The organism is Pseudomonas sp. (genome assembly GCF_030698175.1).
Classification (GTDB): Bacteria; Pseudomonadota; Gammaproteobacteria; order Pseudomonadales; family Pseudomonadaceae; genus Aquipseudomonas.
On the sequence record NZ_JAUYNT010000025.1, the window covers coordinates 35,192 to 47,304 of the forward strand.

Genomic DNA, 12,113 nt, shown 5'->3' on the forward strand with positions numbered 1-12,113 from the left:
GGTCCATGTTTGGGCGGCGGTCAGGCGCGGATAAAGGCGGCGGCCCGTTCGGCGATCATGATGGTCGGCGCGTTGGTGTTGCCGCCGATCAGGGTCGGCATGATCGAGGCGTCCACTACCCGCAGGCCAGTGATGCCATGCACGCGCAGCTGTGGGTCGACCACTGCGAGCGGGTCGGTACCCATTTTGCAGGTGCCTATGGGGTGGTAGATGCAGTCGGCATGCTCACGGATGTGCTCGATTAGCTCCTCGTCGCTGAGCTGGTCGATCTCCAGCAGCGGCTTGTCGAGGATGTGGCTCATTGCCGGTGCCTGGATGATTTTCTGCAGCAGCCTGGCCCCCTTGAGCAGGACGGCGACATCATCGGGATGGGAGAGAAATTGCGGATCGATGCGCGGAGCCGACAGCGGGTTGCTGTCGACCAGCCCGAGCTCGCCCACGCTCTTGGGTCGCAGCACGCAGACATGGGCGGAGAAGCCATTACCGTAGCGCAGCTTGCGCCCGTGGTCGTCGAGCAAGGCAATGACGAAGTTGAGCTGCAGGTCGGGACGCGCCAATTGCGGGTCGGATTTGACGAAACCGCCGCTTTCCGCGATGGGTGAGGCCAGCAGCCCCTTGCCCGTCTTGCTCCACTCCTGGATGGCGCCTGGTATGTGCATGGCCGCCGAGGGGGAAAACCCCAGCAGATCAGAGTCCTTGGAGGTGTAATTGAGGATGAAGTCGATGTGGTCCTGCAGGTTCTTGCCGACCCCTGGCAGCTCATGACGCACCTGGATACCGTGGCGGGTCAGTTCTGCCGGATCGCCAATGCCCGAGAGCATCAACAGTTGCGGCGAGTTGAAGGCACCACCGCAGAGGATCACTTCTTTATTGGCGTGGATGACTTGCCGCTGGCCCGCGCGTTGCACTTCCACGCCGACGGCGCGTTTATCCTCAAGCATGACCCGTAGTGCCTGGGTGTGGGTCAACACGGTCAGGTTGGGACGGTGCATGACCGGGTGCAGGTAAGCGGCGGCGGCGGAGCAGCGTTCGCCATTCTTCGGGCCGTGGAAGAACTGGCTTACCTGGTAGAAGCCCACGCCTTCCTGCTCGGCGCCGTTGAAGTCGGGATTGGCTGGAAGGCCGACCTCCAGTGCCGCCTTGACGAAGGCATGGCTGATCGGCCGTGGACTTTGTTGCTCGCCGACCTGCAGGGGGCCAGTGCCGCCATGCAACTCACTGGCGCCACGTTGATTGCCTTCGCTGCGCTTGAAATAGGGCAGCACCTCGTCGAATGACCAGCCGGGGCAGCCAAGGCTGGCCCAGTCGTCATAGTCGTTGCGGTGGCCACGGATGTAGCACATGGCATTGATGGCGCTGGAGCCGCCCAGGCAGCGGCCACGGGGCTGATAGCCACTGCGACCATGCAAGCCGGCCTGCGGGATGGTTTCATAGCGGTAGTTGTTGCTCTTGAGGCGGCCCGGCACTATCGCGCTCAAACCGACCGGCATGCGAATCAGCAGGTCATCACCATAACCGCCGGTTTCAATCAGGCCAATAGTGTTGGCTGGGTCTTCACTCAGACGTGCGGCTAGGGTGGCCCCGGCGGAACCGCCACCGACAATCAGATAATCAAAATTCATCATGGCTCTCTCGTGTTGCCATTGCGGCGTTCAGTGCTGCGCATTGAGCGCGATGGCTGCGTAGGCAAAAAAAGAGGCGATAAACACGCCCCTCATTAACCTCTGCTGAATATGCTCTGGCCTTAGCGGCTTACCACTCAGTCATCTTTTTCAGGGACTTGAGTTTCTCAAAGATGGGTTTCACCCCTTCCAGTTGCTTGACCATCTGCAGGGCTTTGTAGGTTTGGTAGTTGAAGCCTGCGGGGTTCATGTTCTGGCCTTCCTGGAATGGGTATTCGGGGAAAGTGGCGAGAAATTTCTCGACTTCCTTGCGGATCGGGACGCCGATCCACATCACGTCAGCTGCCCATTTCACGTACATCTGCGACTCGTAGGGGGCGGTCTCGTAGGGGTCTTCCTTGAGGTTGGTGATGATCGGCCAGTTGGTTACCTTGCGGGTGCCGAAGGCGATGTTGCCCTCCACCGAGGCGAAGCTGATTTTGAAGTCTTTCCAGCGTACCGCATTCAACTCGCCGGCCTGGCCGAAGTAGAAGTACTCATCGCGTGGCACGTCCGTCACCTCACCCTTGAAGTAGGGCAGGTAGTTGTAGCCGTCCAGGTGTACGCGGAACTCTTTGCCGTTGAGGGTGGTGCCCTTGGCCAGGTCTTCTTTAACTGTGCTGTTGCCGGCGGCGGCCAGCAAAGTTGGCATCCAGTCGTTGTGGGCAATCATGTCGTTGTAGTCGGTGCCAGGCTTGATCACGCCCGGCCATTTGACCAGCAGGGGCACGCGATGGCCGCCCTCGAAGGAGGTGCCTTTCTCGCCTTTGAAGGGGCTGGTGCCGCCATCCGGCCAGGTGAACTTTTGCGCGCCGTTGTCGGTGGTGTAGATGACGATGGTGTTGTCGGCGATCTTCAGCTCATCCAGCTGAGTGAGCAGCTGGCCGACCATCTCGTCGTGTTCGGCCATGCCATCGGGGTACAGACCTTTGCCGGTGCGCCCGACGGTCTCTTTCTTCAGATGGGTCCAGACGTGCATGCGGGTGCTGTTAAACCAGACGAAGAAGGGCTTGTCGGCCTTCACCGATTTTTCGATGAAGTTCTTGGTGCTGGCGACAATTTCTTCGTCGACGGTGGGCATGCGCGCACGGTTCAGCGGGCCGGTGTCTTCGATCTTGCCGTCGGCGTAGGAATGGATCACCCCGCGCGGGCCGTATTGCTTACGGAACTCGGCATCTTTGGGGTAGTAGTAGGTCTCGGGCTCTTCCTCGGCATTCAGATGGTAGAGGTTGCCGAAGAATTCATCGAAGCCGTGGTTGGTGGGCAAGTCTTTGTCTTGGTCGCCCAGGTGGTTCTTGCCGAATTGGCCGGTGGCATAGCCCTGGTCTTTCAGGGCGTCGGCCATGGTCGGCGCCCATTCCGGGATACCGCCGCCAGAGCCGGGCATGCCGATGGTCAACAGGCCGGTGCGGAACGGATGTTCGCCGAGGATAAAGGCTGAGCGCCCAGCGGTGCAGGACTGCTCGCCATAGGCGTCGGTGAACAGCGCGCCCTCTTTGGCGATACGGTCGATATTGGGGGTGCGAAAGCCTTGAATGCCATGGTTGTAGGCGCTGATGTTATGCACGCCAATGTCATCGCCGAAGATCACCAAGATATTCGGCTTGGCGGCGGCGCTGACGCTTTGGGCCATGCCCAGGCAGGCGGCGGCCGCCAGGGTCAGGGGTAACCAATGTCGGGTTAGACGCATCGGGAAGTTCTCCATCCAGCAAAGGGGTCGCGGTTGGCGACTCATTGTTTTGATTTGGGCCGTAGTTGCCAGTCGCGGACAACCACGGCCCAGCTGTTCAGCTGCTGCACTAGGTATAGGCGAGGCACACTGAGCAGGCTGACAAAACTGTGCTGAAGGTTCAAATGCATTGTTGCGCGTTACTTAATGCGGTTTGCGCATTAAGGCCGTGCCGCGTGGTCGGGTGATGGTTGTTATGCCGGGCCAGAGGGGTTCAGGTGCTTTTCAGCCCAGAGTGGGGCGCTTTTGTAGGAGGGGCTTTAGCCGCGATGCTTTGTGCTGTGTCAGTGAGCGCGGTGGTGGCGCGGGTCGCGGCTGAAGCCCCTCCTACGGGGACCGCGTTAGCTTTTAGCCTTGCGTGCGCAGCGCAAGGTGCGATTGTCCGTCAATCTGGGGCTTTCTAGGCCTGCGGCCTTGGCGTTGGCCTCGGATTGAGAGGGCGCAGGGCTGGTGCTTTGGCGCGGGCCTGTTTGCGCAAGGCGCGGCGCAGGGCTGGCAGGCTGTTGCGCAGCTGCTGGGTGCTGGCGAATTGCATCGGTGGTGCGCCATAGCTGGCCGCCAGTGCCTGTTGCAAGGCTTGGCCGGCGGCGGCCGGCAGTTGTTGGCCAAGCTCGCGCAGGTTGGCGTTGCAGCCGCTGCGTTGCAGCCAGGCATAGAGCGGCGCCAGCGGCAGCGCTGTGTGGCGCCAGGCGCGTTGCAACTGGCGCCAGGCATAGGCTTCCGAGGCCAGCCAAGTTGCTTGCCGGCGTGCTCGCCAGTTTTGCAGGCGCCGGCGTTGTTGCGAAAGCCAAGGGCGGGCAAGGTAGCCGGCCAAGCCCAACAGCAGCAGGCTGCCGATGAGCAGCAGGCTGAGCCGCGACAGCTGCAGATGCTGGCCACGGCCCAGGCGCTGCAAATCCGCCTGCAGGTCAAAGGGCAGTCGATAGGCCGTATTGGCCTGGGCCTCGAAGTCCACCGCCGGCACCTCGGCGCTGCGCAGTTGTCCGGCTGTGGCGTCCCACCAGCGTACCTGCATGGCTGGCAGGCGGTAGCTGCCGGCGTGCTCGATCACATAGCTGAGGCTGTCGCGCCGTTGTCCGCCACTGACCGCGCCGCGCCCATCGCTCAACGGCTTGACCTCGGCGGGTAAGGGATAGGTTTTGAGGCCGGAGACTTCGGCAAATTCGGCTGGGGCAATCAGCATGGCCTGGGCGCCGTCGGCCTCCACCAGCAGGCGCCGGGTCAGGCTGTCGCCGACTTTCAGCGGCGTGGCGGAGCGCTCGATCTGCTGGCTGAAATGTACTTGCTGGGCCACCAGCAGATTGCCGGCTGGCGCTTCAGCCATAGCACCCGCTGGCGCTTGGGCATTGAAACTCAGAGCCTGGCTGCTGACCCGCAACGGGCCGCTGGCTTGGCCCAGTTGCAGGCTGAAATCCAGCGCCGGGATACTGAAGTTCTGCGCCTGAATCGGGCTGATTAAATAGGTCAGGCGCAAGCCAAAGTAGCTTTCGCCGTCGCGGCTGACCGTCAGTTTGTCGGCCTGGCCATTGGGCGGGGTGATCAGCGCGCCGGGAAGCTGCAGCTCGGCGGGCTGCGGCGCCTGGGTAAACCAGCTGCTGGTGAGCAGGTCGATTTCCAACCGCAGGGTGCTGCCGAGCAAATAGGGCGCGGCCGGGCTCAGTCGGGTTTCTACCCGTACCCGTGGCTCAGCCGCCAGCGCCACCTGGCTAACCAGCCAGCACAGCAGCCACAGCCAGGACTTCATGGCGTCACCGCCGGCGCAGGCTGGCTGGCGGCCTGTTGCAGCCTGAATTTTTGCTTGAGAAAGCCCGCCGGCGAGGTGTTGAGGTTGCGCAGCCATAGCTCGGCCGAGACTTCTTTTGGCCCGTTGAGCATGACCTTTTCACCCTTGTCGCCGGGTTTGCCCTGGTCATCGAGCTGCTCTTGGTCCGGGTCGTCTTCGGGGGCCACCTGCTGATCAGCCTCGAACTGGCGCTGCAACTCGGTCACCAAGGCTTGATTGAATTGCGCCTGGGCAAGCGCCGGCTGCAGCCGTAGCGCCTCGGCGTAGGCGCTCAGGGCCTGGGGGTAGTGGTGCAGGCGGGCGTGGCTGTTACCGAGGTAGAAGTACGCGGCGGCGCTGTCGAGCTTGGCGAAACTGGCCAGCGCGAGGTTGAACTCGGCCGCCTTGTAGGCCGCCAGCCCCTTCCAGTAGGGGTCGTTAAAGTGCGCGGCGGCGGCCGGATACTGTTGCCGCTCGAAGGCCCAGCGGCCTTGCTGGTCGGCGGTCATGAAGGCATCGGCCAGCACCCCGGCCTGAGCGTTTGGCGCCTGGGCGCCCAGGCCGACGGCCAGCAACAGGGCCGGCAGCCAGCTGATGCTCCAGCCGCGGCGGATGCTCAGCCAGGCCAGCGGCAGCAGCAGCCAGCACAGCCAGTAGCCGGCATCCCGCCAATGCACCTCGGCGTTACCGGCGCTGGCGGCGGCAAAATGCTGCTGGGCGTGCAGTTGAATCCAGTCCAGGTCGTCGGCATTCAGGGTCAGGCTGCCGATGGGCGCATCGGTGGCCTTGGCCAGCTGCTCCAGGGCCTCCTGGTCGAACTCGGCCAGCAGCGGTTTGCCAGCGCGATCCAGCCGTGGTGCGCCGTTTTGGTCGCTGAGCAGACCGCCAGTCTGGTTACCGACGGCGAGAATCAGCAGTTGCAAATCCACCGGGCTGTCGCTCAGTAACTGGCGCAGGGCCGGCAGTTGTTGAGTGTCGGCGCCATCGCTGAACAGCACCAGGGTGCCTGGCGCTTGCTCGGCCTGCAGCAGGCGAATGGCTCGCTCGGTGACGGCCAGGGCGTTCTTGCCGGGGCTGTCGAGCAGGTCGGTGGCCAGGGCCTGGACGAAGCTGTCGAGCAGCTCGGGGTCGTCGGTGGGCGGCAACACTAGGTGGGCGCTGCCGGCGTACACCAATAGGCCAGTGCGGGCGCCGGCGCGGCGTTGAATCAGCTCCTGCAGCTTGTGCTTGACCGCTTGCAGGCGGGTCGGCGGCACGTCGCTGGCATCCATGGAGGGCGATAAGTCCACCGCCAGCATCAGCACCGCCTGATCCTGCACAAAGGGCGGGCGATCCTGTTGCCAGGTCGGCCCGGCTGCCGCCAATGCGCCGACCAGCAGCAGGGCACTGAGCAGGTAAACCGGGCGCAGCTGGGGGCGCTCTTGCGGGTAAATCAGCAGGTGCTTAAGCAGGTGCGGCGCGATGCTGGTTCGCAGGTTATGCCCGGCTTGCCGCTGGCGGCGCCAGAACCAGGGCAGCCAGAGCGCCGGCAGCAGCAACCAGAGCCACAGTGGGCGGATAAAGTGCAGGGCATTCAGGTCGATCTCCATCAGCCGGGCTCCGTGCTGGGTGCGGGGCGGCTGGAGCAATGGGCCGCCAGCGCCGCCAGGCTGTGGGCCAGGCTCAGCAGCAACAGGGCGGCGCCCAGGGGTAGCCAGAACAAATCACGTTTGGGCTGGTAGCTCAGGTGTTGCACCTCATGGGGCGTGAGCTGGTCGAGGGTGGCGTACACCTGCGTCAGTGCGGCGCTGTCGTTGGCCATAAAGCTGCGCCCGCCGGTGGTCTTGGCGATCAGTTCAAGAACCTTGCTATCCACGCGATTCTCGCCGCTGGCCGCCGGGTCGCCGATGCCGATGCTGTGGATGCGGATGTGTTTTTGCGCGGCCAGGGCGGCGGCTTGATCGGGTGGGATGGCGCTGTGGTTGTCATTGCCATCGGTCAGCAGGATCAGGGTCTGGTCCGGCTGCTGGCTGTTTTCCAGCATTTTTATGCCCAGGCCGATGGCGTCGCCAATGGCGGTGTTGGGCCCGGCCATGCCGATGCCGATGTCATCCAGGAGGATTTTCAGGCTGGCGTGGTCGAGGGTCAGCGGCGCCTGGGGATAGGCGCCGCCGCCGAAGACGATCAGGCCCATGCGGTCATTCGGGCGTTTGTCGATAAAGCCCTGCACCACCTGCTTGACCGCGGTCAGGCGGTCGACTTGCTGGCCGGCGCTGTCGCGGTAATCGCGGGCCTGCATCGACTGGGAAATATCGATGGCCAGCAACAGGTCGCGCACCGGTTGGGTTTGTTGCAGCGGCGGTTCGACCCACACCGGGCGGGCTAGGGCGGCCAGCACGAGCAGCCAGACCAGCAGGTTGAGCGGTAGCTGCCAGCGACCGCGGCTGATCCCGGATTTTACCGGGCTGACGCCGAGCGCCTGGCTGATGGCGCTGAAGAACGGCACCCGCACCGCCCGCCGAGCTTCTCTATAGGCCGGCAGATAGCGCCAGGCGAGCCAGGGCAGCGGCACCAGCAGCCACAACCATGGATAGTCAAACTGCCACATGGTGCTGCTCCAGCCAGAGCCGGCTGCTCGCCAGTAACTGTTTGATTTGCGCTGTCGGCAGGCTTTGTAATTGCTGATCCGGGGCGTAGGCGAGCAGGGCCAGTTGCTGGGCAAAGTCGTCCGGCAGGCGGGTCGGGCTGCTGGCTTGCAGAAACTGCTGCCAGGCTTGGCCACTAAAACTGGCAACGGCGGGCGGATCGGGCATCGACAGGGCCGTGCGCTTGAGCAGTTCGGGCAACTGGCGCAGCGCTGTCACAACCTGCGCAGGTTCAGTCAGGGCCAATGCCAGCCGGCTTAGTTCGGCCAGCGCCGCGCGCCGGTAACGGTTGCGCCGCCAGCGGTACAGGCCGCGACCGGCATAGCAGAGCCCCACGACCAAGAGCAGCACCAACAGCGCCCACCAGCCCCAGGTTTGCGGCAGGTAGCTGACGGCGGCGGGCGGCGGCAGGTCTTGCAGCTGGGAAATGTTGGCGGGCGGGCTCATCGGCGCCGTCCGTTCAGCTTGCCTAACTCGAAACGCAATTGTCCCAGGGCCGGTTCGCCGGTGCTGATCATCAACAGCGCAATCTGGCTGCGACGTAGCAACTCGGCCACCTCACGCAAGCGACCGCTGGCAAACTCGCTGAGGGGTTGATGGACGTGCTTGCGGCCAACCGCCAGCTCCAATTGCAGCTCGCCCTGGGTGACCAGCAAATGGCCGTTGCTTGGCAGCTTGAGCGCCAGCGGGTCGTAGACCTGCAGGGCCAGCACATCGTTATGGGCGGACAGTTCGCGCAGTAACTGCAAGGTTTGGGCGTTGGCGCCGGCAAAGTCGCTGATCAGGCAAATCAGCTGGTCGTGAGCGGCATGCCGGCGGCATTCCAGTAGCACCTGGTTGAGCTGCGCGCTGCCGTCGATATGCGGGTTGTCGGCGGCCAGGGCCTGATTCTGCCGGACGATGCTGGCGCACAGCTGCTCGACCCGGCTGCGGCTGCGCAAGGGTGCAATCCGCTCGATCCGCTGGTCGTTAAACACCAGTCCGCCGACCCGGTCGCCGGCTTGCAGGGCCATCCAGGCGCAGAGCGCGGCGAGTTCGGCGCCGGTGCAGGACTTGAAGCTGTATTGCGAGCCGAAAAACATGTCCATGCGCTGGTCGAGCACGATCAGCGCCGGCCGGTCGCGCTCCTCGCTGTAGCTGCGCACGAAGGGTTTGCCCAGGCGCAAGGTGGTGCGCCAATCGAGATGGCGCAGGTCGTCACCGGGCTGATAGCGGCGCAGCTCCTCGAAATTCAACCCGCGCCCGCGCAGGCGTGACTGATGCTGGCCGGCCAGCAGGCTGGCGCGTGGTTGGCGGCCGGCAAAACTCAGGTGCCGGGCCGGCAGTTCCAGCCGCAATAGCTGCGCCATCGAGACATAAACCAGGCCATCGCTGCTGTGCTGTGGGAGTTGCATGGGCGCGGCCTCAGGCGGGAATCGCGACCTTGTCGAGCAATCGCTCGAGCACCTGCTCGACGCTGATGCCATCGGCCACGGCGTCGTAAGACAACTGGATGCGGTGGCGCAGCACCGGGTGCAGCACCCGGCGCAGATCATCCGGGCTGACATAGTCGGCGCCCTCCAGCCAGGCATTGGCCCGCGCCGCGCGATCCAGGCCGATGGCGCCGCGCGGGCTGGCGCCAAGGCTAATCCAGCTGGCCAGCTCGGCGTCATAGTTGGCCGGGAAACGGCTGGCGTTGATCAGGTCGATTATGTAGCGGTCGATGCTCTCGGACACATGAATGGCGCCCATTTCCCGGCGGGCGGCAAACAGCTCGCTCTGGGCCAGATGGAAGGTGACGGGCGCCGGCGTGTGCGTCGTTTGTGCGCGTTCTTCCAAACGCAGCAGGCGCAGCACTTGGGCCTCATCGGCGGGCTGCGGGTAGTCGAGCAGCACCTTCATCAGAAAGCGATCCATCTGGGCTTCCGGCAAGGGGTAGGTGCCTTCCTGCTCGATGGGATTTTGCGTGGCCAGCACCATAAACAGCTCGGGCAACGGGTGGCTGCTGCCGGCCACGGTGATCTGCCGCTCCTCCATGGCTTCCAGCAAGGCGGCCTGCACCTTGGCCGGGGCGCGGTTGATTTCGTCGGCGAGGATCAGGTTGCCAAACAGCGGGCCGGGCTGGAACTGGATCAGGTTATGCCCGGCATCGCTGTGCAGCACCTCGCTGCCGGTGATGTCGGAGGGCAGCAGGTCCGGGGTGAACTGGATGCGGCTCATCTGCGCCTCCAGGTGCGCGGCCAAGGCTCGTACTGTGCGGGTCTTGGCCAGGCCTGGGAGGCTTTCCAAGAGCACATGACCGTTGGCCAGCAGCGCCAGCAACACCTGGCGAACCACCGCTTCCTGACCCAAGACGGCCTGGTTGATGCTGTCTTGCAGGGCAAGAATGCTGGCGCGAACGCTCATGGGGAGTCCTTGTTTTTAGTGGTTCCGGCTGGAGTTCAGGTTGGCAAAGCTGTTGGCAAATTTCAAATGCATTGTTTCTGCTGTTTAGATGCGTTTGCTGCATGGGATGGCGGGCCGGCAATCTTTGTTGGCGGCGGGAGGCATAATGGGGCGGATTAATAGCTGGATTGAGCCATATGCGAGTTAGCTGGGATATTTTCTGCAGCGTCGTCGATAACTACGGCGACATCGGCGTGACCTGGCGCCTGGCCCGTCAGCTGGTGGCCGAGCAGGGCTGTGCGGTGCGCCTGTGGGTGGATGATCTGGCGGCGTTTTGTCGAGTCTGTCCAGAGGCCGACGTGCAGGCCTTAACACAATTGCGCCACGGCGTCGAGGTGCGCCGCTGGTGCGCCGACTGGCCGCCGGTGGAAGCTGCCGATGTGGTGATCGAGGCCTTTGCCTGCGCGTTGCCGACGGCCTATGTCGCAGCCATGGCGGCGCGTACGCGGCCGGTGCTCTGGCTGAATCTGGAATATTTAAGCGCCGAAGACTGGGTCGGCGGCTGTCATGGTCTGCCGTCGTTGCAGCCCAAGGGCTTGCAGAAGTTTTTCTTCTTTCCAGGCTTTAGCCCGGACACCGGCGGCTTGCTGCGTGAGGCTGGTCTGCTGGAACGGCGCCGCGCTTTTCAGCAAGACCCGCAGGCGCGTCAGGCGTTTTTGTACGGCTTGGGCGTGGCGCCGCAAACCGATGCCCGGCTGATCTCGCTGTTTGCCTATGAAAATTTGGGCCTGGCCAGTTGGCTAGAGCTGCTGGCAGCAGAGCCCCAGCCCACTCATTTATTGGTGCCCGAGGGGCGGATAGTCAACGACCTGCTGCGCTGGTTGCAGCTGGATACGTTGGCGGTCGGGACTGTGCTGGTGCGGGGCAGTTTGACCATTCAAGTGCTGCCGTTCGTCAGCCAGGATGATTACGACCTTTTGCTGTGGAGCTGCGATTTTAATGCGGTGCGTGGCGAGGATTCCTTCGTGCGGGCGCAATGGGCCGGGCGGCCGCTGCTCTGGCAGATTTATCCGCAGCCAGAAGATGCCCATCTGGACAAACTCGAAGCATTTCTGGCGCTCTACACCGAGGCTTTGTCGCCGGCGGCCAGTGCCGCGTTACTGGCCCAGTGGCGGGCCTGGAACAGCGGCGCGGCTATGGGGACGAGCTGGCAGGCGCTGCTGGAGGTGTGGCCGGAGCTGAGCGCGCATGCCGAAAACTGGTGCTCGCAGCAGGCAGCGCAGACAGATCTTGCCACGGCGCTGGCGCAGTTTTACCGAAATTGGCTATGATACGCGGCGAAGAATTTTGTCTTTCCATCCATATCCGGACATTAGTATGAAAACCGCACAAGAAATGAAGCCCAACAGTGTGGCCCTGATCGACGGCCAACCTTGGCTTATCCAGAAGGCCGAGTTCACCAAATCCGGCCGTAACAGCGCCATCGTTAAAATGAAATTGAAGAACTTGTTGACCGGTTCTTCCACCGAGACTGTGTACAAGGCCGACGACAAGCTTGAGCCGGTAACTCTCGAGCGCGTTAACGTGACTTACTCCTACGCCAGCGAGCCAAACTACGTATTCATGGACGAAGAGTTCAATCAATACGAGCTCAACGCTGACGACCTGGAAAGCGTATTGCCGTTTATCGTTGATGGCATGAACGACATCTGCGAAGCCGTATTCTTCGAAGGCAAAGTTGTTTCGGTTGATCTGCCAACCACCATCGTTCGCCAGATCACCTACACCGAAGGTTCCGCGCGCGGCGACACTTCGGGCAAAGTGATGAAGCCTGCCAAGCTGTCTAACGGTACTGAAGTTAAGGTTGCGGATTTCTGCAACATCGACGACTGGATCGAAATCGACACCCGCACCGGCGACTACAAAGCCCGCGCTAAAGCACCGGTTTAACCACCGGCGTTAATCGCGAGTAA

General features: G+C 63.1%; 10 protein-coding genes. 2 read left to right on the forward strand and 8 right to left on the reverse strand.

Annotated features, from left to right (window positions below):
• Positions 1-20: 20 nt before the first annotated feature.
• The 8 genes from Q8R10_RS13015 to Q8R10_RS13050 all read right to left on the reverse strand — a co-directional run bounded on the left by Q8R10_RS13015 (position 21) and on the right by Q8R10_RS13050 (position 10,161).
• Positions 21-1,625 (reverse strand): GMC family oxidoreductase, encoded by a 1,605-nt coding sequence (locus tag Q8R10_RS13015; RefSeq protein ID WP_371133334.1) that lies wholly within the window; start codon positions 1,623-1,625, stop codon positions 21-23.
• Positions 1,626-1,752: 127 nt separating this feature from the next.
• On the reverse strand, positions 1,753-3,351 hold the full coding sequence (locus tag Q8R10_RS13020) for an arylsulfatase (RefSeq protein WP_305654259.1): 1,599 nt from the start codon (positions 3,349-3,351) through the stop codon (positions 1,753-1,755).
• A gap of 439 nt (positions 3,352-3,790) precedes the next feature.
• Entirely contained in the window at positions 3,791-5,134 is a 1,344-nt protein-coding gene (locus Q8R10_RS13025) for a hypothetical protein (RefSeq protein WP_305654260.1), read from the reverse strand.
• Positions 5,131-6,741, reverse strand: a complete 1,611-nt coding sequence (locus Q8R10_RS13030; RefSeq protein ID WP_305654261.1) for a VWA domain-containing protein — start codon at positions 6,739-6,741, stop codon at positions 5,131-5,133. Before Q8R10_RS13030 ends, Q8R10_RS13025 begins: the two co-directional genes overlap by 4 nt.
• Positions 6,741-7,739, reverse strand: coding sequence for a VWA domain-containing protein (locus Q8R10_RS13035; protein ID WP_305654262.1), 999 nt, complete (start codon positions 7,737-7,739; stop codon positions 6,741-6,743). The genes Q8R10_RS13030 and Q8R10_RS13035 overlap by 1 nt, the downstream gene beginning before the upstream one ends.
• Positions 7,726-8,223: a DUF4381 domain-containing protein gene (locus Q8R10_RS13040; RefSeq protein ID WP_305654263.1), complete on the reverse strand. Its 498-nt coding sequence runs from the start codon at positions 8,221-8,223 to the stop codon at positions 7,726-7,728. Before Q8R10_RS13040 ends, Q8R10_RS13035 begins: the two co-directional genes overlap by 14 nt.
• On the reverse strand, positions 8,220-9,170 hold the full coding sequence (locus tag Q8R10_RS13045; RefSeq protein WP_305654264.1) for a DUF58 domain-containing protein: 951 nt from the start codon (positions 9,168-9,170) through the stop codon (positions 8,220-8,222). The genes Q8R10_RS13040 and Q8R10_RS13045 overlap by 4 nt, the downstream gene beginning before the upstream one ends.
• Before the next feature lie 10 nt (positions 9,171-9,180).
• Complete coding sequence (locus tag Q8R10_RS13050; RefSeq protein ID WP_305654265.1) at positions 9,181-10,161, reverse strand: MoxR family ATPase; 981 nt, start codon at positions 10,159-10,161, stop codon at positions 9,181-9,183.
• A gap of 176 nt (positions 10,162-10,337) precedes the next feature.
• Here Q8R10_RS13050 and earP point away from each other — a divergent pair, with 176 nt between their 5' ends.
• Together earP and efp are read left to right on the forward strand one after the other, a co-directional pair.
• The gene (gene earP / locus Q8R10_RS13055; protein WP_305654266.1) at positions 10,338-11,471 is read left to right on the forward strand and encodes an elongation factor P maturation arginine rhamnosyltransferase EarP; all 1,134 of its coding nucleotides are present in this window, start codon (positions 10,338-10,340) and stop codon (positions 11,469-11,471) included.
• A gap of 46 nt (positions 11,472-11,517) precedes the next feature.
• Positions 11,518-12,090 carry an elongation factor P gene (efp, locus tag Q8R10_RS13060; RefSeq protein WP_305654267.1) on the forward strand — a complete coding sequence of 191 codons (573 nt, stop codon included), beginning with the start codon at positions 11,518-11,520 and terminating at the stop codon, positions 12,088-12,090.
• The last annotated feature ends 23 nt before the right edge of the window (positions 12,091-12,113 follow it).

Bases quoted from the DNA above. Each gene is read 5' to 3' on its own strand.
- Q8R10_RS13025 (WP_305654260.1), bottom strand. From the start codon at position 5,134: ATGAAGTCCTGGCTGTGGCTGCTGTGCTGGCTGGTTAGCCAGGTGGCG.
- Q8R10_RS13030 (WP_305654261.1), bottom strand. From the start codon at position 6,741: ATGGAGATCGACCTGAATGCCCTGCACTTTATCCGCCCACTGTGGCTC.
- Q8R10_RS13045 (WP_305654264.1), bottom strand. From the start codon at position 9,170: ATGCAACTCCCACAGCACAGCAGCGATGGCCTGGTTTATGTCTCGATG.
- Q8R10_RS13015 (WP_371133334.1), bottom strand. From the start codon at position 1,625: ATGATGAATTTTGATTATCTGATTGTCGGTGGCGGTTCCGCCGGGGCC.
- efp (WP_305654267.1), top strand. From the start codon at position 11,518: ATGAAAACCGCACAAGAAATGAAGCCCAACAGTGTGGCCCTGATCGAC.
- Q8R10_RS13040 (WP_305654263.1), bottom strand. From the start codon at position 8,223: ATGAGCCCGCCCGCCAACATTTCCCAGCTGCAAGACCTGCCGCCGCCC.
- earP (WP_305654266.1), top strand. From the start codon at position 10,338: ATGCGAGTTAGCTGGGATATTTTCTGCAGCGTCGTCGATAACTACGGC.
- Q8R10_RS13050 (WP_305654265.1), bottom strand. From the start codon at position 10,161: ATGAGCGTTCGCGCCAGCATTCTTGCCCTGCAAGACAGCATCAACCAG.
- Q8R10_RS13035 (WP_305654262.1), bottom strand. From the start codon at position 7,739: ATGTGGCAGTTTGACTATCCATGGTTGTGGCTGCTGGTGCCGCTGCCC.
- Q8R10_RS13020 (WP_305654259.1), bottom strand. From the start codon at position 3,351: ATGCGTCTAACCCGACATTGGTTACCCCTGACCCTGGCGGCCGCCGCC.